This is a genomic window from Streptomyces sp. CB02414 (assembly GCF_001905385.1).
Lineage (GTDB): Bacteria > Actinomycetota > Actinomycetes > Streptomycetales > Streptomycetaceae > Streptomyces.
Genome location: NZ_LIPF01000001.1, coordinates 1295641 through 1319422, shown reverse-complemented (window position 1 = coordinate 1319422; position 23782 = coordinate 1295641). Strand labels below are relative to the sequence as shown.

Below are 23782 nucleotides of genomic sequence, written 5' to 3'. Positions count from 1 at the left end.
CCCCGTTCTTCGTTCCTCGTCGAACGTTCGGCGCTGTCCCGTGGGCTCTGGTGTACGCCAGGGGGGTGAGGGCGGCAAGAGCGCGTCCGCTGTGGGGCGGGGTTTCGTGACCGCGTCGTGACCGGGTTGCCCTGCGTGGGTGCGGGCCTTGCCGGGGGCTGCCGCCCCCGAGCCCCCGCTTCGGCCTGGACGGCCTCGTCCTCAAGCGCCGGACGGGCTGAGAGGTGTCCGGCGTCACAGGAGTGAGGGCACCTCCGCTGCCGACACCTCCCGCGCCGCCCGCTCCAACGCGCTGGCCAGCAGCGCCAGGTCGGTCGGCCCGTTGCCCAGCTCGCGTACCGGACGCCGGGTGGGCGGGTCGCCCATGCGGTGCCACTCCAGCGGGACCACCGTCGGGCGCAGGGTCGCCGTCCGCGGGATGCGGCCCGTGACGCGGCCGCCCTGGAACGCCGTGGCCGGGCCGTCGGGGCGGGCCAACCGGCCGCGGCCCGGCGCCGGTTCGTCCGGACCCGGCGCCGGTGCGTCGAGGGTGGCCCGCAGGGTGGCGCGCAGGGAAGGCTCCGTCTGGGCCGTGCGGCCCCCGGGGGCGGTGGCGGCGACCAGGTGCACGCCGAGTCGCTCGCCTTCCCGCGCGACGGCCTCCAGGGCCCGCATCACCGACCCGGCGGCGGGCCGCCCGGGGGAGCCGAGCGGGGGAGTGACCAGTGCGTCCAGGTCGTCCACGACCACGACGAGGCGGGGGAGCGGCGGCACGGCGGCGGCGCGGCGCCGGGCGGCGCCCGGCCGCAGGCGCAGGGTGGAGCTGGGCGGGGAGTCGACGTCCCCGGTCTCCGCCGTCGCGCCGGCCGCGGTGCCGCCCGCGTGGGTGCGCTGGGCGATCAGCCGGCCCGACACCTCGCGTCCGGTGTGCCACTCGGCGAAGTGCGAACGGCCCAGCAGCTCGGCGCGCCGTTTCAGCTCCGCGCTCAGGGACTGTGCGAACTCCCGCATGCGGACCGGGTCGTTGGCGGTGAGGTGCGTCGTGACGTGCGGTACGTCCGTGCAGACGCGCAGGCCCTCGCCGTGCCCGCCGCCCGCGCTCACGCTGTCCCGGCCGTCCATCAGGACGATCCCGAGCCGGTCGGGGCGTTCGGCGGAGGCGAGGGAGGCGACCAGCGCCCGCAGCAGCTCGGTGCGGCCGCTGCCGGGCGGCCCCTCGACCAGCAGGTGCGGTCCCTCGGCGCCGAGGTCGACGGTGACCGGACCGCGCGGCCCGGCGCCCAGGACGGCGTGCGCGCGTCCGCCCAGGGCCTGGGTGTCGTCGGCCGCGTCCGCCCACCGTGCCATCAGGGACGCCGGGGTGGCCCGGGCGAGGCCCAGTTCGTCGAGGAGGCGGGCGGCCTGGGGCAGCGGTGCGGACACGCGCGCGTGCCGCTCGCCGCCGGGCTGGTCGGTGCGCAGCGGCGCCAGGGCCCGCGCGAACCGCTCGGCCCAGGCGAGGGAGACGGCGTCCACCGTGCCGAGGGTGCCGTGGCCGACCGGGCCGCCCCGGCCGTTCGGGGACGCCTCGGTGCGGGCCACGCGCAGCAGCCGCAGGGCCGTCGCCACGTCACCGCTGAGCAGTGCCACGGCGCCGCACTCCCGGAACACGGGGGACACCGCGCAGGCCGCCTCGTACGTCTCCGTCACCGGGGACGTCGGGGAGGCGGCGGCCGTCTCGGCGAGGCACACGACGTGGACGCCGGCCCGGGGCCCCTCCACGGCCAGCCTCGCCACCGCCTCCCGCACGTCGGCGCCGCCCGGGTCGCCGTCCACGACGACCACCGTGTACGGGCCCGCGAAGCGCCCGCCCGCCGGGTCGGAGCCGTCGTCCGGCCGTGCCCAGGAGGGCCGTCGGGCGGTGTCCGTGTCGGTGTCCGTGTCGGTGTGCGCGTCCGTGTGCGGCGGGGAACCGGGGTGCCGCGCGTCGTGCTCGGGAGCCGTGGGCTGGGCGGGGATCGCGGTCGCGGGGGCCGGCGCGGTGGGTGGGTGTACGCCGCCGTTCCGGACGTCCGCCAGGTGGTCCTCCAGGCGGCGCAGCAGCTCGTGGGAGCGGGCCATGGCCTGTTCCCGGTCGTAGGCGAGCAGCAGGCGGCAGTCCTGGCCGTGTCCCGGGCGCAGCTGCGGCAGCCAGCCCAGCCACGACCACTCGGCCGACCGCTCCGCGAGCGGACGGCCACGGTCGGCGCTGATCAGCACGATCTCCAGCACGTCGGCGGAGTGCAGCGCGGCGAGCTGGGCCAGCACCACGCGGGCCAGCCCGGCGAGCCGCCCGCGCGGGCCGGCCAGCCCGAGGGCCCCGACCTCGCGCAGGCCGGCGGTCACCGGGACCGCGGGCAGCGGCGCGTCGCCGCCGGGCGCCACCCGGTCGGCCGTACCCAGCCGCACGGTGAGCGCCTCCGGGTGGCCCGGGCCGCGCTCCCACAGCCGGGGGCCCGGCCCGAGCGCCGTCAGCAGGAGGGAGGCGGGGTCCGGCCAGGCCTCCGGCGCGCTCGAGGCTCCGGGGGCCGGGGTCGTCGGCGCGGCGGGGGCCGCCTCGGCGTCATGGGCGTGCGGGCCGGGCCCGTCGGCGTCCTGAGTCCCGCCGCGTCCTCCGGCCAGCCGCCGCGCCCAGGCCCCGAGCCCGCCACGCCTGCGCACGCCCTGGGGGACGTCGGTGCCGCGCAGGGGCGTGCCCTTGCGCCGCGCGGCGACGGAGGCGTCCGTGGCGCTCGGCTCCGCGCCGTACGTGCCCGTGCCGTACGTCGGTGCCCCGGACGTGCCCGCGCCCGGTCCGAACCCGCCGCCGTGCGTCTCACCCGTCGGCGGGGCCGGGCGCGGTCCGCCCGCGACCGGGCCGGTGCCGTGGCTCTCGATGCGCGGTGCGCCGCCCTGGCCGGGTACCTGGGCGGAGTCGTCGGAAGCGGGACCGGGCCCTCGCCCCGCCGTGCCGTGGGCGTGGTGGGTCGGTGCGGCGGGACGCGACCGGTGCGCGGGGCCGGACGTGTGTCCGGTGCCGCCCGCACCGGGGAGGACGGGTGGTGCGGCGGGGGCGGCGCCGTCGTGGCCGGTCGCGCGGTTCCCCGCGCCCCTGGGGATGCTGCCCTCAGGGGCGTCATCAGGCACTGGCCCGGCCCCGCGCGCGGACCCGTCCGCCCCGGCGTGTCCCCCCGCCCCGTCCGCCACGCGCGCGTGAGTCACCCGGTCCCCGGCGTCGTACGAGGGCGCGGCCGCACCCGGCAGCCGTACGTGCCCCTCGCCGTCCGCCGTCGTGGCCAGCCGCACCTCCGCCGCGGGGCGGGCCGGCACCAGGCGCAGCGCCGACTCGCCGATCCGCAGCAGCGCCCCCGGCGTCAGGCGGACCGGGCGGTCGCCCACGCGGGCGCCGTCCAGGGTGGTGCCGTTGGTCGAGCCGAGGTCGGCGACCGAGACGCGGCCGTCGGCGGCGACGGTCACGGCGCAGTGCATCCGGGAGACGTCCGGGTCGTCGAGCGCCACGTCGGCGTCGGCGGAGCGGCCCAGCCGGATCTGCCCGCCGTGCAGCAGGTGGACGCCGCCCGCGTCGGGACCGGCGACCACGTGGAGCTGGGCCGGGGCACCGGCCGGGTCGGTGTGCGGGTCGGGCTCGCCGGGGGCGCCCAGACAGAGCACGGCGCCGTCGATCAGCGGGGGCTCGCCCAGGGTGCTGCGCTGGGCGTCGAGCCGCTGCGCACCCGCGTAGAGCACCACCTGGCCGGTGCCCGGGCCCTCGCCGCCGGGGAGCGCCGCGGCCAGCGCGGAGGCGACCGCGGCCAGGGCGGTGCCGGCCGGCGCGGTGACCAGCACGTCGCAGCTCGCGGCGCGGTCCCCCTCCGGAGCAGGCGGGCCCAGCGGGTCTACGACGGTCAGCCGGATCTGCATCGCCGTCAGCGGTCCCTTCGCGCGGGCGCCCGCGCGCCGGGGACAGAAGCCGTTCACCACGGTCCCCCACCGCGGACTTCCCCCACCGCCACACGAACACGTCGGCCAGTACTGCACGCATCCTCGCACCTGCCACTGACAACGCGCCCGCCGCCCGCCGTCAAATGATCTTGATTGGTCGGCTCTGCCCGCAAAAGTGCCTGACAGGTGCCGTCCCGGTGATCGAACGGCGTCCGCTTGAGATCGGTCACGTCCGGGCTCGGCAACCATGGGACCGGGTCGCGCGTCTTTCCTGCGAACAACCGCCTGGACGGGGCCGGGAGCGGAACGTAAGGCGTACCTGCGGACCAATGGGAACCCACAGAACGACGACAGCCCGGCGCCGGGACCACGGCACTACAGTGGGTCGGAACAGCCAGCAAGCAACAGGGAGCGCATGACGTGCGGCCGGTAGGCAGCAAGTACCTCCTCGAGGAGCCCCTCGGCCGCGGCGCCACGGGCACCGTCTGGCGTGCCCGCCAGCGCGAGACCGCGGGCGCCGAGGCCGCCGTGGCCGGACAGCCCGGCGAGACCGTCGCGATCAAGGTCCTCAAGGAGGAGCTCGCGAGCGACCCCGACATCGTGATGCGCTTCCTGCGGGAGCGCTCCGTCCTGCTGCGGCTGACCCACCCCAACATCGTCCGGGTCCGCGACCTGGTCGTCGAGGGGGAGCTGCTGGCGCTCGTCATGGACCTCGTCGAGGGCCCCGACCTGCACCGCTACCTGCGCGAGAACGGGCCCTTCACCCCGGTCGCGGCGGCCCTGCTCACCGCCCAGATCGCCGACGCCCTCGCCGCCAGCCACGCCGACGGCGTCGTGCACCGCGACCTGAAGCCGGCCAACGTGCTGCTCAAGCAGGACGGCGGCGAGATGCACCCGATGCTCACCGACTTCGGCATCGCGCGCCTCGCCGACTCACCCGGCCTCACCCGCACCCACGAGTTCGTCGGCACCCCCGCCTACGTCGCGCCGGAGTCCGCCGAGGGCCGCCCGCAGACCTCCGCCGTCGACATCTACGGCGCCGGCATCCTGCTGTACGAGCTGGTCACCGGCCGGCCCCCGTTCGGCGGCGGCTCCGCCCTGGAGGTGCTGCACCAGCACCTGAGCGCCGAGCCGCGCCGCCCCTCCACCGTCCCCGACCCGCTGTGGACGGTCATAGAGCGCTGCCTGCGCAAGAACCCCGACGACCGCCCCAGCGCCGAGAACCTCGCCCGCGGTCTGCGCGTCGTCGCCGAGGGCATCGGCGTGCACGCGACCAGCGCGCAGATCGGCGCCGCCGAGAACGTCGGCGCGCTCCTCGCCCCCGACCCGGCGCCCGCGCAGGTCCCGGGCGCCCCCGGCGCCGCCGACCCCACGCAGGTGCTCCCGCACAACGCGCCCGGCGCCTACGACCCGAACGGCGCCACCAGCGTCCTGCCGCACACCGGCGATCCCGCGGGCGCCGCCGACCCCACCGCCGTACTCCCCAACCGCGGCGCGGCCGACCCGACCGCCGTCATGCCGCCCGTGCCGCCGGGACAGCCGGGCGGACCCGGGCAGGGCCAGGGCGGCGGGCCCGAGGACCCGCACCCCTGGCAGAACCAGCTCCGCGCCGCCCGCGACCGCAACGAGCAGACCCAGGTCCAGTACCTCGACCCGAACCAGGACCCGCTGCGGCGCCGCCCCCAGCGGCAGGTCTCCCGCCCGCAGCAGCCGCCCCGCCAGGCCCCCCAGGGACCGCCGCAGGGCCCGCCGCCCGGCTACGGCTATCCGCAGCAGCAGCAACAGCCGCAGCGGTACGCCAACCCGCAGCCGCAGCAGCCCCAGCAGGCACCCCAGCCGCAGCGCTACGCCCCGCCGCCCACGCCCGAGCCGCAGCCGCCCCGGCGCGAGCCCCGGCCGCCCCGGCAGCGCAGCGCCAACCCCATGCGCATCCCCGGCCTCGGCTGCCTCAAGGGATGCCTGTTCACCCTCGTCATCCTCTTCGTGGCCGGCTGGCTGATCTGGGAGCTGAGCCCGCTCCAGGAGTGGATCGGCACGGGCAAGGGCTACTGGGAGCAGCTGACCGACTGGTTCACCACCGCGACCGACTGGATCGGCGAGCTCGGCGGCGACAGCGGCTCGGGCGGCGGCGGGACGTCGACCGGCGGCTGACCCGGCGACGCGCCTTCCCGGCGGCGAGTCTGGGGATTTGTCGACATCCCACGGGTGATTTCGGCCTCCCCGGTGAAGGCCGGCTCCACGGACGCGTACTTTTAAGCGCAACACGCGTCGGTAGGAGCAGTCTTGGCACGGAAGATCGGCAGCCGGTACACCGCCCACCAGATCCTCGGGCGGGGCAGCGCCGGCACGGTGTGGCTGGGCGAGGGACCCGAGGGGCCCGTCGCGATCAAGCTGCTGCGCGAGGACCTGGCGTCCGACCAGGAGCTGGTCTCCCGCTTCGTGCAGGAGCGCACCGCCCTGCTCGGACTGGAGCACCCGCACGTCGTCTCCGTGCGCGACCTGGTGGTCGACGGCAACGACCTCGCGCTGGTCATGGACCTGGTCCGCGGCACCGACCTGCGCACCCGGCTGGAACGGGAGCGGCGCCTGGCGCCCGAGGCCGCGGTGGCCGTCGTCGCCGACGTCGCCGACGGGCTGGCCGCCGCGCACGCCGCCGGGGTCGTGCACCGCGACGTCAAGCCCGAGAACGTGCTGCTCGACATGCAGGGCCCGCTCGGTCCGGGCGGCTCGCACCCGGCCCTGCTGACCGACTTCGGCGTGGCCAAGCTCATCGACACCCCGCGCCGCACCCGCGCCACGAAGATCATCGGCACGCCCGACTACCTGGCACCGGAGATCGTCGAAGGTCTGCCCCCGCGCGCGTCGGTCGACATCTACGCCCTGGCCACGGTGCTCTACGAGCTGCTCGCGGGCTTCACCCCGTTCGGCGGCGGCCACCCCGGCGCCGTACTGCGCCGCCACGTCACCGAGTCGGTCGTCCCCCTGCCCGGCATCCCGGACGAGCTGTGGCAGCTGCTCGTGCAGTGCCTCGCCAAGGCGCCGGCCTCCCGGCTGCGCGCCTCCGAGCTGGGCGCCCGGCTGCGCGAGCTGCTGCCCATGCTGGCCGGCATGGGGCCCCTGGACGTGGACGAGCCCGACGCCGAGCAGGAGCCGGAGGCGCCCGAGGAGGCCACCGCGTCCCCGGGGTCCGCCGCGCCCGCCGGGGAGCCGGTACGGCGCCGGGGAGCGGTGCCGCTGGTGCCGGGCGCGAAACCGGCCGACTCCAACCGCGACACGCACACTTCCATGCGTGTACCGGCCCCCGACGAGCTGGCCGGCGGCGCCCGCGGCACCGCCCGCGCCCCGCGCGCGTCCGGCGCCCCGCGACCCGGCTCGGCCCGCAACCGCGCCACCGCGCGGCGCCGCCGGCTGGCCCTGGGCGCCGGCGCGGTCGCCCTGGTGGCGGCGGTCGGCGTCGGCACCTGGCTGAGCACGGGCGGCGACGAGGGCGATACCGGCCCCCAGGACACGCGGAACTCGGCACCGGCCTCCCCCTGAGGCCGGGCGCGCCGCCCTCACCGTGACGACCCGGCGAAGAGCGGTGGACGGAACCGTTACGCTGGATGCGTGGCAGTCGTCGATGTATCCGAAGAGCTGAAGTCCCTCTCCTCGACCATGGAGTCGATCGAGGCCGTCCTGGACCTCGACAGGATGAGGGCAGACATCGCCGTGCTCGAGGAGCAGGCGGCCGCGCCGTCCCTGTGGGACAACCCGGACGAGGCGCAGAAGATCACCAGCAGGCTCTCGCACCTCCAGGCGGAGGTGCGCAAGGCCGAGGCGCTGCGCGGCCGGATCGACGATCTCGCCGTGCTGTTCGAGATGGCCGAGGAGGAGGACGACCCGGACACCCGCGCGGAGGCCGAGTCCGAGCTCACGGCCGTCAGGAAGGCGCTGGACGAGATGGAGGTCCGCACCCTCCTCTCGGGCGAGTACGACTCCCGTGAGGCGCTGGTCAACATCCGCGCGGAGGCCGGTGGCGTGGACGCCGCCGACTTCGCCGAGAAGCTTCAGCGCATGTACCTGCGCTGGGCCGAGCAGCACGGCTACAAGACCGAGGTCTACGAGACGTCGTACGCGGAGGAGGCCGGCATCAAGTCGACCACCTTCGCCGTGCAGTCGCCGTACGCCTACGGCACCCTCTCCGTCGAGCAGGGCACGCACCGCCTGGTGCGCATCTCCCCGTTCGACAACCAGGGGCGCCGCCAGACCTCCTTCGCGGGCGTCGAAATCCTCCCCGTGGTCGAGCAGACCGACCACATCGAGATCGACGAGTCCGAGCTGCGGGTGGACGTCTACCGGTCCTCCGGCCCCGGTGGCCAGGGCGTGAACACCACCGACTCCGCGGTGCGCCTCACCCACATCCCCACCGGCATCGTCGTCTCCTGTCAGAACGAGCGCTCCCAGATCCAGAACAAGGCCACCGCCATGAACGTCCTCCAGGCCAAGCTGCTGGAGCGGCGCCGCCAGGAGGAGCAGGCCAAGATGGACGCCCTCAAGGGTGACGGCGGCAACTCCTGGGGCAACCAGATGCGTTCGTACGTCCTGCACCCGTACCAGATGGTCAAGGACCTGCGCACCGAGCACGAAGTGGGCAACCCGGAGGCCGTGTTCAACGGCGAGATCGACGGGTTCCTGGAGGCCGGTATTCGCTGGCGCAAGCAGCAGGAGAAGTAGGGCGGAGCGCGTACGGCGCTTTGTCGACAAGGCAACTGCCCCCATCGAGGGGGTGGTTGCCTTTTTTCTGACGGTGCTGTCCGGCTTTTACGTCACACTCACACCCTTTGTGTCCGGCATACGTCTCGTACTCGGACATCGCGTACGCAACGGCCTTGACGTTGCTTTGAACATTCGTAAGGGTGAGGCGCGGCATGCGTATTTCTGGGGCGCATGTGAACCGGGGGACTTCAGCAGGCAGCTACCCCCGTCGATCACGGCCCCCGAGTGCGGCCTCACTGACTAATCGGCTACTGGGGGTAGCAACTACATGACGAAGAAGACGCGGATTCGTGTCGCGCGGGTCGCAGCTGGTGCTGTGATCGCCGCTGGCGCCTCGCTGACCGCAGCGGGCGCCGCGTCGGCGCTCGAGTTCAACATCGGCATCACTGCGGGCGAAGAGCCGGACCCGGGCTGCGAGATCGGCGCTGGCCCCGAGTGCCCGGGTGAGGGTGGCGAGAACGGTGGCACTGGCGAGAACGGTGGTGCCGGCGAGAACGGTGGTGCCGGCGAGAACGGTGGTGCCGGCGAGAACGGTGGTGCCGGCGAGAACGGTGGTGCCGGCGAGAACGGTGGCGCTGGCGAGAACGGTGGCGCTGGCGAGAACGGTGGCGCTGGCGAGAGCGGTGGCGGCGACGGTGGCAACACCGATGGCGGCCTGATCGGTGGCGGCGACGGCGGTAACACTGACGGCGGCCTGATCGGTGGCGGCGACGGCGGTAACACTGACGGCGGCGGCGACGGCGGCAACACCGACGGTGGGGCCGACGGCGGCAACGGCAACAACGGCGGCGCTGGTAACAACGGCGGCACCGGCAACAACGGCGGCACCGGCAACAACGGCGGCACCGGCAACAACGGCGGCACCGGCGGCGACGGCGGCTCCACCGGCGGTAACGGTGGCTCCACCGGCGGTAACGGCGGTGGCGACACCACCGGCGGCACCACCCCCGACGGCGGCGGCAACGACAACGTCACCCAGGACGAGGGCTCCTCGGCCCTGACCGACACCGGCGAGGAGGTCCCGGCCTCCTCCGACACCGCCGCCCAGGGCAGCGGTGAGGAGCTCGCCGAGACCGGCGCCGCCGAGACCACGTTCCTGCTGGTCGGCGCCGCGACGATGATCGCCGGCGGCATCGGCTTCCGCATGCTGCCGCGCCTGATGAACGGCCGCGGCGCCGCTGCCTGACGGTAGTCACCCGCGTACGCGTCGCGCACGCACGCGAAGGGGCCCGGAGCGCTCAGCGCTCCGGGCCCCTTCCCTGTCAGACGGTCTGGTGGGCCAGCAGGGCCACCGCCGCGATCAGCACCGCCAGCAGCGCGATCAGCGTCGTCGGATTCAGGCCCGCGAAGAGATTGCCCTGCTGCATCCGCTCACGGTTCGCCCGGCACACCGGGCACCGGCCCTCGCTCACGGGCGCCGCGCAGTTCGCGCACACCAACCGGTCGTACGTCATGCGCTCGCCCTCCTTGCCACCGGCTTCGTCGGAACAACGCCCACACGGCCGTGAACGTTCCCCCTTCCACTGTGCCAGGTTCCGAGGGGCCCCGCGCGCCCTCCGTTCAGAGGCGGGCGGGGACAAAACGCGCAACTGATGCGCAACCCCGACCGGTGACTGCGGTCCGCACCCCGCTTCGCGTATGGTCACGCACATCTACCCCCGGCTACCCGTGGTGCATCCGTGATCCGATTCGACAACGTCTCCAAGGTCTACCCCAAACAGAGCCACCCAGCCCTCAGGGACGTCTCCCTGGAGGTCGAGAAGGGCGAGTTCGTCTTCCTCGTGGGGTCCTCCGGCTCCGGAAAGTCCACCTTCCTGCGGCTGGTCCTCCGCGAGGAGCGGTGCAGCCACGGCCAGGTGCACGTCCTGGGCAAGGACCTCGCCCGCCTGTCCAACTGGAAGGTGCCGCAGATGCGGCGCCAGCTGGGGACGGTGTTCCAGGACTTCCGCCTGCTGCCGAACAAGACGGTCGGCGAGAACGTCGCCTTCGCGCAGGAGGTCATCGGCAAGTCCCGCGGCGAGATCCGCAAGTCCGTGCCGCAGGTGCTCGACCTCGTCGGTCTGGGCGGCAAGGAGGACCGCAGGCCCGGCGAGCTGTCCGGCGGTGAGCAGCAGCGCGTCGCCATCGCGCGCGCCTTCGTCAACCGGCCCAAGCTGCTGATCGCGGACGAGCCCACCGGCAACCTCGACCCGCAGACCTCCGTCGGCATCATGAAGCTGCTCGACCGCATCAACCGGACGGGCACCACCGTGATCATGGCCACCCACGACCAGAACATCGTGGACCAGATGCGCAAGCGCGTCATCGAGCTGGAGAAGGGCCGCCTCGTCCGCGACCAGGCACGCGGCGTCTACGGCTACCAGCACTGACGACGAGGAACGGAAAGGCTTAACGAGACGCCATGCGCGCCCAGTTCGTGCTCTCGGAGATCGGTGTCGGTCTTCGCCGCAATCTGACGATGACCTTCGCCGTCATCGTCTCCGTCGCCCTGTCCCTGGCCCTGTTCGGCGGTTCGCTGCTGATGAGCGACCAGGTCAACACCATGAAGGGCTACTGGTACGACAAGGTCAACGTCACCGTCTACCTCTGCAACAAGAGTGACGCGAAGTCCGACCCCGCGTGCGCCAAGGGCGCGGTGACCGAGGACCAGAAGAAGCAGATCAAGTCCGACCTCGACGAGATGGCCGTGGTCGACACGGTGACGTACGAGTCGCAGGACGAGGCGTACAAGCACTACAAGGAGCAGTTCGGTGACTCGCCGCTGGCCAGTTCGCTCACGCCGGACCAGATGCAGGAGTCGTACCGCATCAAGCTGAAGGACCCGGAGAAGTACCAGGTCATCGCGACCGCCTTCGACGGCCGGGACGGTGTGCAGTCCGTGACGGACCAGCGCGCGACCCTGGACAACCTCTTCGAGCTCCTCAACGGCATGAACTGGGCCGCCCGCGCGGTGATGGCCCTGATGCTCGTCGTCGCGCTGATGCTGATCGTCAACACGGTGCGCGTCTCGGCGTTCAGCCGGCGTCGCGAGACCGGCATCATGCGCCTGGTCGGCGCCTCCGGCTTCTACATCCAGGCGCCGTTCATCATGGAGGCGGCGGTCGCCGGGCTGATCGGCGGCGCGGTCGCCTGCGCGTTCCTGGTGACGGCGCGGTACTTCATCATCGACCACGGGCTGGCCCTGGCCGACAAGCTGGCCCTGATCGACTTCATCGGGTGGGACGCCCTGTTGACGAAGCTGCCGCTCATCCTCGCCACCAGCCTGCTGATGCCGGCGCTGGCCGCGTTCTTCGCGCTGCGCAAGTACCTGAAGGTGTGACACATACCAAGAGGGCCGCACGGGCAAGCGACCGTGCGGCCCTCTCGCGTTGTCCTAGACTCACCGGCATGTCAGGCCGTGACCTGTTCTGTCAGCCCCGCCGCCCGCGCCGCGGGGCCGCCCTGGCCTTGGTGTTCACGGGCGTGCTCGTCGCGGGCGCGGCGACCGGCTCGCTCCCCGGGTCCGACCGGAGGACCACCGCCGACGGGACCGGCCCGGCCGCCCCCGCCGAGCGGCACGAGGAGGTCGCCCGCGCGGCGGCCGAGGCGATGGCCGACGGCAAGTCCCCCGTGGAGGCCGCCGAACGCGCCGTCAGCCGCAGCGGTGACCGCTGGGGCGCCGTCTACTCCAGCGGCGAGTACGAGGAGTTGGAGGACGCCCTCGACGGCCGTTACACCGGCGTCGGGCTCTCCGCGCGCCGCGAGCGCGACGGCCGCATCGAGGTCACCAAGGTGCGCGCCGACTCGCCGGCCGCCGAGGCCGGCATCCGCGCGGGCGACCGGCTGCGCAGCGTGGACGGCGAGCGGGTCGACGGGCGCCCCGTCACCGAGGTCGTCTCCATACTGCGCGGCGACGCCGAGGACGACCCGGCCGGCACCGCCGTGCGCCTCGGCCTGGAGCGCGGCACGCGCGCGTGGACCGAGACGGTGCGGCGGGCCCGGCTGTCGACCCAGCCCGTGACGGTGCGCAGGCTCGCCGACGGCCTCACCGTCGTCCGGGTCACCTCCTTCACCAAGGGCGTCGGCGAGCAGGTGCGCTCCGAGGTGGAGCGGCTGCCGTCCGGCTCCGGTGTCGTCCTCGACCTGCGCGGCAACTCCGGCGGGCTGGTCAGCGAGGCCGTCACCGCCGCCTCCGCCTTCCTCGACGGCGGCCTGGTCGCCACGTACGACGTCGACGGCGACCAGCGAGCGCTGCACGCCGAGCCCGGCGGCGACACCACCAGGCCCCTGGTCGCGCTCGTCGACGGCGGCACGATGAGCGCGGCCGAACTCCTCACCGGAGCCCTCCAGGACCGCGGACGGGCGGTCGTCCTGGGCTCGCGCACCTTCGGCAAGGGCTCGGTGCAGATGCCGAGCCGGCTGCCCGGCGGCTCGGTGGCCGAGCTGACCGTCGGGCACTACCGCACCCCCCTGGGCCGCGGCGTCGACGGCACGGGCATCACGCCCGACCTGGAGGTCGACCCGGCGGACCCGGCCGCCCTGGAGCGGGCGCGGACGGTGCTGAGCGGTCTGGGGCCGACCGCGTAATCGGCTTTCCCCGGCCCCCCTCCGTAGTGCCAAAATGGACCGCACTATGGCTAAGGAAAAAGGGCGCAAGCTGATCGCGCAGAACAAGAAGGCGCGGCACGACTACCAGATCCTCGACACCTACGAGGCCGGCCTGGTGCTGTCCGGGACCGAGGTGAAGTCACTGCGCCAGGGGCGGGCATCACTGGCCGACGGCTTCGTGCAACTGGACGGACACGAAGCGTGGCTGCACAACGTGCACGTGCCCGAGTACAGCCAGGGCACCTGGACCAACCACAGCGCCCGCCGCAAGCGGAAGCTGCTGCTGCACCGCGTGGAGATCGACAAGCTGGAGGCCAAGTCACAGGAGACCGGTCACACGATCGTGCCGCTCGCGCTGTACTTCAAGGACGGCCGGGCCAAGGTCGAGATCGCCCTGGCGCGCGGCAAGAAGGAGTACGACAAGCGGCAGACCCTGCGGGAGAAGCAGGACCGGCGCGAGGCGGAGCGGACGATCTCGGCGATCCGGCGCAAGCAGCGGGCGTGAGACGCCGGGAATAGGCTGGCACCCGTACGCGTTGGTCACGTACGATGGTGCTCGCACCCCACAGCGGGTGCGGTGGATTGAACTGTTGTAAATTAAATACAGCAACATGGGGATGATCGGTTTCGACAGCGGCTGTCGAAGCAGGGGAAGCGTGTCGAGGAAGCGGCCATGATCTCGTAAACCACAGGCCGAAAAAAATAATCGCCAACACCAAGCGCGATTCCTCCCAGCAGGCCTTCGCCCTCGCTGCCTGATCTCAGGTAGCAGAGCGAGCCTCCTACTAAAGGGAGTGTCAGCCCGGGGGTGTTCCCGACCCGGATCCTGGCATCAGCTAGGGGACTAAACCTTGATCCCGGTCACGGGGTGAAGAGGGAAACCAAACAGTGACTGGGCCCGTCGGAGACTTGTTCGCGTGATCTCCGGGGCCGAGAAAATCGAAGCGGACTGCACACGGAGAAGCCCTGGTTCCGCACCGTTGGACGCGGGTTCGATTCCCGCCATCTCCACGAGGTCGAGGGCGACATGTGCCCGCGTGAAAGCGCGAGCCATGTCGCCCTCGTCTTTTTTGCGCGGCGAGGCCGCGCGAGGCCCGCTTCCGAACTTCTTCGACGGCCTCCAGGGCAAGTGGCAGGGCCGCAAGGGCACGTCGTCCCGGATGCTTCCGGCCGCTCGTCGGTCCGGTGCCGTTGTCGCCGGTTCCGCTGGTCTGGCGAACGGGGCTGGTGCACCCCGAGTTGGACGCGCTGCGCCGGGCGGCGTCCCAGGTCGCGGCCGAAAACCGGTGGCTCCGGCGGCCCGCCGGAGGGTTGCTTCCGGCCGCCGACGCCGCTGTGATGTGCGTCCGTAACCGACACGCGGCAACCACACATCCTCCGCGTGCGCTACATTCTTGGCCTGAGCACGCTGTGGTACAGGGGGCGCTCGAACCTGATGGGGCCGGTTCGGCCGACGGGTGCTCGGGGTCGTATGCGCACCCGGAACCGTTCCGTGGGGGAAGTGCGTGCGCGTGAAGAAATGGCAAAAAGACGCCCAATCGGAGGGGACCGAGACTGTGTCCGGGATGCGCGATTTCCCGGAGGCGGGACAGGACGCCGACGCCACCGAGGTGCTTCCGGCGGACCGCCCCTTCCAGGTGACGGACGAGACCCCGACGACCGGAAAGGCCGCCGCCGGGTCAGGCGCGGGGTGGTTCGGGGGGAGCGCCGACGACGCCGCGCGCCGCGGCGCGGGTGCCCCGGGTAGGGAAACCCGTCACCCGGATACGGTGCCCACGTGGGCGGACGCGTCGCGTACCGCCGGCACTCGCCCCATCGACCTCCACGGGAGCGCCGACGCGGACCCGACGGAGATCCTCGGTGGCCGAATAGGCCAGGACCCGGGCACGGACCGAATAGGCCGGGGCCGAACGGACCGGGACGGTACGGGCCGGAAGCGCGGCCCGTCGGTCCCGGGACGGATCACCTGGGGCGCGAACCAGACCGGTTCCGCACCGGATTCGGCGAAGCCGAACCGTACGAACCCGTCCCCGACGAACCCGACCGAGGCCGACCCGGCCGACGCGCCCCCGAGCGGTGCCGGTTCCGGCCGTACGACCCCGCGCGGGGCGACACCGGTCCGGCCGACCCCTGACGGGGCGACCCCGGCCGCGAAGCGGTCGGACGACGTGAACCGGGCCGGGGTGGACTCCGGCGGCGCGGACCCGGCCGACGCGGACTCCGGCCACTCGTACCCGGCCGACGCGGACCGGGCCGGTGCGCGGGTGAGCGGTGTTGGTCCGGGCGGTAGGTCCCCCGGTGGGGCGGCCTTGGCCGCGAAGCAGCCGGACGGCGTGGATCGGGCCGGGGTGGACTCCGGCGGCGCGGACCCGGCCGACGCGGACTCCGGCCGCTCGTACCCGGCCGACGCGGACCGGGCTGGTGCGCGGGTGAGTGGTGTTGGTCCGGGCGGTAGGTCCCCCGGTGGGGCGGCCTTGGCCGCGAAGCAGCCGGACGGCGTGGATCGGGCCGGGGTGGACTCCGGCGGCGCGGACCCGGCCGGGGCGAACCTCGACGGCGCTGGTCCGAACCGCTGGGCCCCGGGCGGCGCCGCCCCGCACCGTGCCAAGCCGGCCGGGCCCGCACGGCCCACCGGCACCCCGGACGACGACCGGACCGACGTCCTGCCCCCGGTCACCCCCGCGTCCCCGCCCAGCCCCGACTCCGCAGCCGCACCCGGCCCCGCCACCGCCGCCCTCCGCGACCCGTGGCGGGACTCCACGGACGTCGATGCCGACGCCTCCACCGCCGCCGACCACACCCACGACCCGCACGAGGTGACGGTCCAGCTCGACGCCGTCCAGCTCGGTGACGGTGTGCTGCGCCGGGCCGACGGCCCGCAGCGGGGCAAGAGCGGCGCCGAGGGCTCCGACGGGCCGGTCTTCGTCGACGCGTCCGGCCGCCGCAGCCGCCTCTACCGCCGGCTCGGCATCGCCGTCGGCGTCGCCTGTGCGGTCTACGCCGTCGTCATCGTCTCCACGCTGCTGTCCGGCAACTCCAACGCGCCCTGGCTCCCCGTGGACGGTCAGCAGGAGGGCAAGCCGGCCGGCCAGGTCGACACCACCCCGCTGCCCTCCCGGTCGGCGCGGCCGTCCGCCACCGCCAGCACCGGCCCGCAGACCAGCCCCTCGGCCGGTGCCGGGGTGACCACCGCACCCGACGTCGACGCGCCCGCGCCCGGCACGTCCGGCAGCGCGCGGCAGCCCGGCACCAGCGCCGACCCCGAGCCCGACCCCTCCCAGACCTCGGCCGGCACCGAGCCGGGCGGCGACGGCGGCGGCGCGACAGGTCCGGACCCGTCGCAGTCGAGTCAGGAACCGCCCCCCGCCTCCACCGGCCCATCGACCCCGGCGGGCGGCGGCGATCCCACGGACGATCCGGCCGACCCCACCACCGACCCCACCACGGGCACCGACCCGGGCGGCGACGGCGACACCAACGCCGGCGGGGCGAGCGATCCCCTCTCCGCCGCCGGTCCGGCCGGTCCGGACCTCACCCGCACGTCCTCTTCCCTGTCCCCGGAGAACACCCTCTGATGGCATTCCGCAACCGCCGTCACGGGGCCGCGCGCAGCGCCCGTGAGGGCGCCCGGCGCCGCCGCCTGCCCCTGCGCCTGCTGCTTCCGCTGCTCGTCCTGGTCGCCCTGGCGGCGATGCTCATGCTGCGCGGATACGTGCACAGCGAGATCCTCGCCGACCACCGCGTCCAGCCGCCCGCCGCCACCGACCAGGTGCCGGAGAAGATCCTCGAGGGCGGCCCGGTCATCGACGCCCGCGGCGGCCGCACCGAGAGCCTGAGCGTGCCGGACCACCGCCTGGTCCTCACCTTCGACGACGGCCCGGACCCGACCTGGACGCCGAAGGTGCTGGACGTGCTGAAGAAGCACGACGCGCACGCCGTCTTCTTCGTCACCGGCACCATGGCCTCCCGCTACCCGGACCTGGTCCAGCGGATGGTCGACGAGGGCCACGAGGTCGGCCTGCACACCTTCAACCACCCCGACCTCTCCTTCCAGTCCAAGAAGCGCATCGACTGGGAGCTGTCGCAGAACCAGCTGGCGATCACCGGCGCGGCCGGTGTGCGCACCTCGCTCTTCCGCCCGCCGTACTCCTCCTTCTCCGACGCCATGGACAACAAGTCCTGGCCGGTCACCGAGTACATCGGCAGCCGCGGTTACATCACCGTCGTCAACAACACGGACAGCGAGGACTGGAAGCGGCCCGGCGTCGACGAGATCATCCGCCGCGCCACGCCGGAGAACGGCGAGGGTGCCATCGTCCTCATGCACGACTCCGGCGGCGACCGCAGCCAGACCGTCGCCGCGCTCGACAGGTTCCTGCCCGACCTGCAGAAGAAGGGCTACGAGTTCGACAACCTCACCGAGGCCCTGGACGCGCCCAGCGCGATGACCCCGGTGACCGGCGCCGAACTGTGGAAGGGCAAGGCCTGGGTCTTCCTCGTCCAGGCCTCGGAGAAGATCACCGACGGCCTGGTGGCGGGCCTGGCGGTCATCGGCACCCTGGTCATCGGCCGGTTCGTGCTGATGCTGGTGCTCTCCGGCATCCACGCCCGCCGGGTGCGCCGCAAGGGCTTCCGCTGGGGCCCGCCGGTGACCGAACCGGTGACGGTGCTGGTCCCGGCGTACAACGAGGCCAAGTGCATCGAGAACACCGTCAACTCCCTGATGTCCAGTGACCACCCGGTCGAGGTCATCGTCATCGACGACGGCTCCAGCGACGGCACCGCCCGCATCGTCGAGTCGATGGGCCTGCCCAACGTACGGGTGATCCGCCAGCTCAACGCGGGCAAGCCGGCCGCCCTCAACCGGGGCCTGGCCAACGCCCGCTATGACATCGTCGTCATGATGGACGGCGACACGGTCTTCGAACCGTCCACCGTCCGTGAACTCGTCCAGCCCTTCGGCGACCCGAAGGTCGGCGCCGTGGCCGGCAACGCGAAGGTCGGCAACAAGGACAGCCTCATCGGCGCCTGGCAGCACATCGAGTACGTGATGGGCTTCAACCTGGACCGCCGCATGTACGACGTGCTGCGCTGCATGCCGACCATCCCGGGCGCCGTGGGCGCCTTCCGCCGTTCCGCCCTCGAACCCGTCGGCGGCATGAGCGACGACACCCTCGCCGAGGACACCGACGTCACCATGGCGCTGCACCGCGCCGGCTGGCGCGTGGTCTACGCCGAGAACGCCCGTGCCTGGACCGAGGCCCCGGAGACCGTGCAGCAGCTGTGGTCCCAGCGCTACCGCTGGTCGTACGGCACCATGCAGGCGATCTGGAAGCACCGCCGCGCGGTGATCGAGAAGGGTCCCTCGGGCCGCTTCGGCCGGGTCGGTCTGCCCTTCGTCTCGCTGTTCATGGTCCTGGCGCCGCTGCTCGCGCCGCTGATCGACGTCTTCCTGCTCTACGGCCTCGTCTTCGGCCCGACCGAGAAGACGATCGTGGCGTGGCTGGGCGTGCTGGCCATCCAGGCCGTCTGCGCGGCGTACGCCTTCCGTCTCGACCGCGAACGCATGACCCATCTGATCTCGCTGCCCCTGCAGCAGATCCTCTACCGCCAGCTCATGTACGTCGTGCTGCTCCAGTCCTGGATCACCGCGCTCACCGGCGGCCGCCTGCGCTGGCAGAAGCTCCGGCGCACCGGCGTCGTCGGCGCGCCCGGCGGCTCCGTGCCGCGGCAGCGCTCGCAGAGCGGCGACGATCGGAGGCCCGTGGCATGACCCACGGACACACGGCCGGCCCGACCGGCACGGGCCCGGAGCCGTACGGCACGCCCTACGCCCAGGAGCCGAGAACGGCGGCGACGCCGTACGCCGTCCCGCAGCAGCGCACGACGGAGCCCGCACCCGGCACCGCACCCGACATCGCGCCCCCGGCCGCCCCCGCCGCCGGGAAGCCGGGCCGCGACCGGTACCTCGACCTGCTGCGCTCCATCGCGCTGGTCCGCGTCGTCGTCTACCACCTGTTCGGCTGGGCCTGGCTGTCGGTGGTCTTCCCGTCGATGGGCGTGATGTTCGCGCTGGCGGGCTCGCTGATGGCGCGGTCGCTGAAGCGGCCGGCGCTGAGCGTGATCCGCGGACGCGTGCGCCGCCTGCTGCCGCCCATGTGGGCGTTCGCCGCCGTGGTGCTGGCGATGCTGTTCCTCAACGGCTGGAACCCGGCCGAGGACCCGGACCACGGCGACACCTGGGGCCTCGTCTCGCTGTTCAACTACATCGTCCCGTTCGGCGCCCCGCCCTACCCCTGGCACGTCGGCTCCCAGTCCGGCCTGCTGGAGGACACGTGGGCGGTGCAGGCCGCGGGGCCGCTGTGGTACCTGCGCGCCTACCTCTGGTTCGTCATCGCCTCGCCGCTGTTGCTGTGGCTGTTCCGCAAGGCGCCGTGGCCGACGCTGCTCGCGCCGCTGGGCCTGACCGCGATCGTCGGCACCGGCCTGGTGAAGATCCCCGGCGAGACCGGCAACGCGGTCACCGACTTCGCGGTCTACGGCGGCTGCTGGGTTCTGGGCTTCGCCCACCACGAGGGCCTGCTGAAGCAGATCCCGCGGTACGTTTCCGTGTCCTGCGCGGCCCTGGTGATGGCCTTCGGCCTGTGGTGGGCCTCGAACCACCTCGGTCCCGACGGCTGGGACCTCAACGACATCCCGCTGGCCCAGGCCACCTGGTCGTTCGGCTTCGTGGTGATCCTGCTCCAGTACTCCCCGTCCTGGCGGGAACTCCCCGGCCGTCTGGCCAAGTGGGACAAGCTGGTGACCCTGTCCAACAACCGCGCGGTCACCATCTACCTGTGGCACAACCTGCTGATCATGGCGACGGTCCCGGTCATCGACCTCGCCTACCGGCTCCCCTTCATGCAGAGCGAACGCGCGGTCGGCGCCCTCGACGGTGCGTACACGATCTGGATGTTCGCCCTGGTCTGGCCCCTCATCGGCCTGATGGTCCTCGCGGTCGGCTGGGTCGAGGACCTGGCGGCGAAGCGGAAGCCGAGGCTGTGGCCGAACGGCACGAAGCGCTCCGCGCGCGGGCGGGACTGACGGCGGCGAACAATCGAAAAGCTGAGCGGTACTCAGCTTCATTCACGCAACGTTCGGAAGAGACGCATTTTCGTGAACTCTGTTTCCGTTACTGCCGGTTAGCGCCCTCCTACCGGACAGTAGCTTCCTCCTCCGTCGTATCGTGTGCCTGGGGGCGATCCGTCGAATTCCGACGGCGGCAGGGAAACTGCTCCCACCTGTCCGAGATCTACGGGGATCAAGGGGAGCATGGAGAAACGGCTGGAGTTCCGAATCCTGGGGCCACCGGAAGTACGCGTCGGAGATGCCCAGGTGCCGCTGGGCGGACCACGGCACCGCACGATTCTCACCCTCCTGCTCCTCAGCCCCGGCCGGGTCGTCCCGGTCGACGCGCTGATCGACTCGGTGTGGAACGAGCACCCGCCCGCCACGGCGCGCACCCAGGTCTCCATCTGCATCGCGGCCTTGCGCAAGGCGTTCAAGAACGCGGGCTGTGCCGAGGAGGTCATCGTCACGGTCCACCCCGGGTACCTCCTTCGGCTGGGCCGCCACACGCTGGACACGTCCGAGTTCAACGAGCTGATCACCTCGGCCGAGACGGCGGTGCGCGAGGAACGGCTGCCCGAGGCGTCCCGCGCCTACGCGGACGCGCTGCGGCTGTGGCGCGGGCGCCCGCTGGCCGGCGTCGACGGCCCGCGCGTGGAGGACGAGGCGCAGCGGCTGGAGGAACTGCGCCTCAACGCCTTCGAGGACGCCACCGCCGTACGCCTGCAACTGGGCGACCACCAGCGTGTGCTGCCCGACCTGGCGGCGATGGTCCGGCGCCACCCGCTGCGCGAACGCGCCCGCCACCAGCTGATCACCGCGCAGTACCGTTCCGGCCGGCGGGCCGAGGCGCTGGAGAGCTTCCAGGAGGGCCGGCGGGCGCTGTTGGAGGAACTCGGCATCGAGCCCGGCCCCGCCCTGACCGAATTGCGCGACGCCATCCTGCAGGACGAACGGTCGCTGTCGGTGCCCGACCCCGAAGGCGACCAGGTGCCCGGGCCGGCGCCGGTCGGCGACCCGCTGGAGCTTCCGCCCGGCGTGCCGAGGCTGGCCGGCCGCAAGGAGGAACTGGCCCTGCTGGGCGAGCTGCTCGACACCCCCGGTGCCACCCGCGGCCCGGCCACCGGGCTGATCACCGGCGTCGCGGGGGTCGGCAAGACCGGACTCGCGATCCACTGGGCGCACAGCGTCGCGGACCGCTTCCCCGACGGCCAGCTCTTCGCCGACCTGCACGGCTACGACGAGCAGTTGGAGCCGACCACCGCCGACGAGGTCCTCAGCCGCTTCCTGCGGTCCCTGTCCGTGCCCGCGGGCCGGATACCCGCTGAGCCGGAGGAGCGGGCCGCGCTCTACCGGAGCCTGCTCGCCGACCGCCGGGTGCTCGTCGTACTGGACAACGTGCGCAGTTACGCCCAGGTGCGCCCGTTGCTGCCGAGCGGCGACGGCTGCTGTGTGCTGGTCACGGGGCGCGAGCAGCTGCCGGAGCTGGTGGCGTGGCCGCCGCGCGCCTGGGTACGGCTCGGGCCGCTTTCCACCTACGAGGCGGTCGAGCTGCTGGGCGGCATCGTCGGCGAGGAACGCGTCACCGCCGAACCGGTCGCCGCCGCCACCCTCGCCGAGCTGTGCGACCTGCTGCCGCTGGCGCTGCGCATCGCCGGGGCCCGGCTCGCCTCGAAACCGCACTGGACCGTCGAGCACCTGGTGGGCCGGCTCAGCGACGAGCGGCTGCGGCTGGACGAACTGAGCCGGGGCGAGTCGCAGGTACGCGCCAGCTTCGCACTGACCTACCGGGGTCTGGCCGAACAGACCGCGCGGCTCTACCGAAGACTCGGCCTGCTGGACGTGCCGGACTTCTCCTCCTGGATGGCCGCCGTCCTGCTCGACACCGACCTCTACACCGGGGAACGGCTCATCGAGGAGCTGGTCGACGCGCAGTTCCTCGACGTGATCGGCCAGGACCTGTCCGGGCACACGCGCTACCGGTTCCAGAACCTGCTGCGGCTGTTCGCGAGGGAGCGTGCGCAGGAGGAGAGCGCCGAGGAGCGACGGGCCGTCCTGGACAGGGTGTTCCGCACGTACCTGTTCCTCGCGGCCGAGGCCCACCGCCGTTCCTTCGGCGGGGACTTCAGCATCATCCACGGCACCGCCGTCCCGCACCGGCTGCCGCCGGAGCTGACCGACCTCCTGCTGGCCCGGCCGCTGGACTGGCTGGAGGCCGAGCGGCTCTCGCTGAGCGCGGTCGTCGCCCGGGCGGCCGACGCCGGCATGGACGAGTTCGCCTGGGACCTGACCCTCTGCGTCCTGGTGCTCTTCGAGACCCGCAACTACCTCGACGACTGGCGCGAGTGCGCGGAGCGCTCCCTGGCCGCGGCCCGCGCCGCGGGCAACGCGCGCGGCGAGGCCGCGATGCTGCACGCTCTCGGCGCGCTGGAAATGCGCCAGCGGGACTTCACGACGGCGTACGGGCTGTTCACCCGGGCACGGGAGCTGCACGAACGGGCAGGGGAGGAACACGGCGGGGCCCTGGTGCTGCGCAACATGGCGATGATCGACGAGATGCGTGGCGAACTGGACACCGCGACGCGGTACAGCACCGCGGCGCTGGAGGTCTTCCGTGCGGTGGGCGACCGCTCCTCGGAGGCCCACGCGCTGAACAACATGGCGCAGATCTGCCTGGACCGGGACGACATCGACGAGGCGCTGCGGCTGAGCGAGGAGTCGGTACGCGTCTCCGCCGCGATCGGCGAGGGCGGCGCCCGCAGCCTGGCGCTGGGCACCCACCGGCTGGCCCGGGTGCACCTGGCCCGCCGGGAGTACGAACTCGCCGAGGACGCCCTGCTCCGGGTCATCCACATCGTGCGGAGCCGGCTGGACATGCTGGGGCTGGCCCATGGGCTGCTGGCGCTCGGCGAGGCCCGGATGGGCGCCGGACGCTGGGAGCAGGCGCGGGTCACGCTGCGGCAGGCGCTGGAGACGGCGGCCCTGGTGGACAGCGCGCTCGTCGAGGGACGCATCAAACTCGCGCTCGGCACGGCCGGTCTGCAATGCGGCGATTTCCAGGAGGCTCGGCGCAGTTTCCTCGGAGCATTGGCCAATTTCGAACGCATCGGTGTGAAGGCGTGGATACGGAGGGCCCGGGCCGCGCTCGCCGAACTGCCCGAGGAGAACCGGCCGACGGAGAAACAGGGAAGATAATCCGTTCGATAATGAGGGGAAAACCGAGTGCATTAGCGTGTGCTCCAGGATTTCGGTCACCACTGTTCGTACATGGGGGAAAAAGATGGACGTCCGCTTTACTCACCGGCACACTGCTTCGGCCACCGGCTCCGACGACGAGAGCTGGCACTGATTTCACGGCAGCGGCCCCGCCCCGAGCCATGCTCGGGGCGGGGCCGCTGCCGTGTCCGGCTCG

Annotated in this window: 14 protein-coding genes and 1 other RNA gene; 13 read left to right on the top strand and 2 right to left on the bottom strand. The window is 73.0% G+C overall.

Translation table 11 applies throughout. From position 1 onward, the window contains the following. Positions 1-234: 234 nt before the first annotated feature. Positions 235-3897: an FHA domain-containing protein gene (locus AMK11_RS05885; protein ID WP_073724006.1), complete on the bottom strand. Its 3663-nt coding sequence runs from the start codon at positions 3895-3897 to the stop codon at positions 235-237. Positions 3898-4338: 441 nt separating this feature from the next. Here AMK11_RS05885 and AMK11_RS05880 point away from each other — a divergent pair, with 441 nt between their 5' ends. The 4 genes from AMK11_RS05880 (at position 4339) to AMK11_RS05865 (ending at position 9859) form a co-directional block, all read left to right on the top strand. Further along, the gene (locus tag AMK11_RS05880; RefSeq protein ID WP_073723731.1) at positions 4339-6069 is read left to right on the top strand and encodes a serine/threonine-protein kinase; all 1731 of its coding nucleotides are present in this window, start codon (positions 4339-4341) and stop codon (positions 6067-6069) included. A 132-nt stretch (positions 6070-6201) separates the two neighbouring features. Beyond that, on the top strand, positions 6202-7455 hold the full coding sequence (locus AMK11_RS05875) for a serine/threonine-protein kinase (protein ID WP_073723729.1): 1254 nt from the start codon (positions 6202-6204) through the stop codon (positions 7453-7455). Between the two features lie 69 nt (positions 7456-7524). Beyond that, positions 7525-8631 carry a peptide chain release factor 2 gene (gene prfB, locus AMK11_RS05870; RefSeq protein ID WP_073723727.1) on the top strand — a complete coding sequence of 369 codons (1107 nt, stop codon included), beginning with the start codon at positions 7525-7527 and terminating at the stop codon, positions 8629-8631. A 310-nt stretch (positions 8632-8941) separates the two neighbouring features. Then, positions 8942-9859: a hypothetical protein gene (locus AMK11_RS05865; protein WP_073723725.1), complete on the top strand. Its 918-nt coding sequence runs from the start codon at positions 8942-8944 to the stop codon at positions 9857-9859. Between the two features lie 76 nt (positions 9860-9935). Here AMK11_RS05865 and AMK11_RS05860 read toward each other — a convergent pair whose 3' ends face one another. Continuing rightward, positions 9936-10127, bottom strand: coding sequence for a hypothetical protein (locus tag AMK11_RS05860; protein WP_073723723.1), 192 nt, complete (start codon positions 10125-10127; stop codon positions 9936-9938). 225 nt (positions 10128-10352) lie between these two features. Here AMK11_RS05860 and ftsE point away from each other — a divergent pair, with 225 nt between their 5' ends. From ftsE to AMK11_RS05810, 9 genes are all read left to right on the top strand, one after another. After that, entirely contained in the window at positions 10353-11042 is a 690-nt protein-coding gene (ftsE, locus tag AMK11_RS05855; RefSeq protein ID WP_073723721.1) for a cell division ATP-binding protein FtsE, read from the top strand. A gap of 32 nt (positions 11043-11074) precedes the next feature. After that, positions 11075-11992 carry a permease-like cell division protein FtsX gene (ftsX, locus tag AMK11_RS05850; protein WP_073723719.1) on the top strand — a complete coding sequence of 306 codons (918 nt, stop codon included), beginning with the start codon at positions 11075-11077 and terminating at the stop codon, positions 11990-11992. Positions 11993-12060: 68 nt separating this feature from the next. Then, the gene (locus AMK11_RS05845; RefSeq protein WP_198941297.1) at positions 12061-13239 is read left to right on the top strand and encodes a S41 family peptidase; all 1179 of its coding nucleotides are present in this window, start codon (positions 12061-12063) and stop codon (positions 13237-13239) included. A gap of 46 nt (positions 13240-13285) precedes the next feature. Then, positions 13286-13765 (top strand): SsrA-binding protein SmpB, encoded by a 480-nt coding sequence (smpB, locus tag AMK11_RS05840; protein WP_073723717.1) that lies wholly within the window; start codon positions 13286-13288, stop codon positions 13763-13765. Positions 13766-13873: 108 nt separating this feature from the next. Next, positions 13874-14274, top strand: a transfer-messenger RNA (tmRNA) gene (gene ssrA, locus AMK11_RS05835). 1460 nt (positions 14275-15734) lie between these two features. Further along, positions 15735-16835 (top strand): hypothetical protein, encoded by a 1101-nt coding sequence (locus AMK11_RS36710; protein WP_198941296.1) that lies wholly within the window; start codon positions 15735-15737, stop codon positions 16833-16835. Next, positions 16835-19033 (top strand): polysaccharide deacetylase family protein, encoded by a 2199-nt coding sequence (locus AMK11_RS05820; protein WP_073723712.1) that lies wholly within the window; start codon positions 16835-16837, stop codon positions 19031-19033. The genes AMK11_RS36710 and AMK11_RS05820 overlap by 1 nt, the downstream gene beginning before the upstream one ends. Further along, complete coding sequence (locus tag AMK11_RS05815) at positions 19030-20346, top strand: acyltransferase family protein (protein ID WP_073723710.1); 1317 nt, start codon at positions 19030-19032, stop codon at positions 20344-20346. Before AMK11_RS05820 ends, AMK11_RS05815 begins: the two co-directional genes overlap by 4 nt. Positions 20347-20574: 228 nt before the next feature. Continuing rightward, a complete protein-coding gene (locus AMK11_RS05810; protein WP_079187229.1) occupies positions 20575-23565 on the top strand; it encodes an AfsR/SARP family transcriptional regulator in 2991 nt (996 codons plus the stop codon). The last annotated feature ends 217 nt before the right edge of the window (positions 23566-23782 follow it).

What these genes read in the sequence shown, in the direction of transcription:
- smpB (WP_073723717.1), top strand. Translation starts at nt 13,286, where the DNA reads ATGGCTAAGGAAAAAGGGCGCAAGCTGATCGCGCAGAACAAGAAGGCG.
- ftsX (WP_073723719.1), top strand. Translation starts at nt 11,075, where the DNA reads ATGCGCGCCCAGTTCGTGCTCTCGGAGATCGGTGTCGGTCTTCGCCGC.
- AMK11_RS05865 (WP_073723725.1), top strand. Translation starts at nt 8,942, where the DNA reads ATGACGAAGAAGACGCGGATTCGTGTCGCGCGGGTCGCAGCTGGTGCT.
- AMK11_RS05885 (WP_073724006.1), bottom strand. Translation starts at nt 3,897, where the DNA reads ATGCAGATCCGGCTGACCGTCGTAGACCCGCTGGGCCCGCCTGCTCCG.
- AMK11_RS05845 (WP_198941297.1), top strand. Translation starts at nt 12,061, where the DNA reads ATGTCAGGCCGTGACCTGTTCTGTCAGCCCCGCCGCCCGCGCCGCGGG.
- AMK11_RS05820 (WP_073723712.1), top strand. Translation starts at nt 16,835, where the DNA reads ATGGCATTCCGCAACCGCCGTCACGGGGCCGCGCGCAGCGCCCGTGAG.
- AMK11_RS05860 (WP_073723723.1), bottom strand. Translation starts at nt 10,127, where the DNA reads ATGACGTACGACCGGTTGGTGTGCGCGAACTGCGCGGCGCCCGTGAGC.
- AMK11_RS05810 (WP_079187229.1), top strand. Translation starts at nt 20,575, where the DNA reads ATGGAGAAACGGCTGGAGTTCCGAATCCTGGGGCCACCGGAAGTACGC.
- AMK11_RS05815 (WP_073723710.1), top strand. Translation starts at nt 19,030, where the DNA reads ATGACCCACGGACACACGGCCGGCCCGACCGGCACGGGCCCGGAGCCG.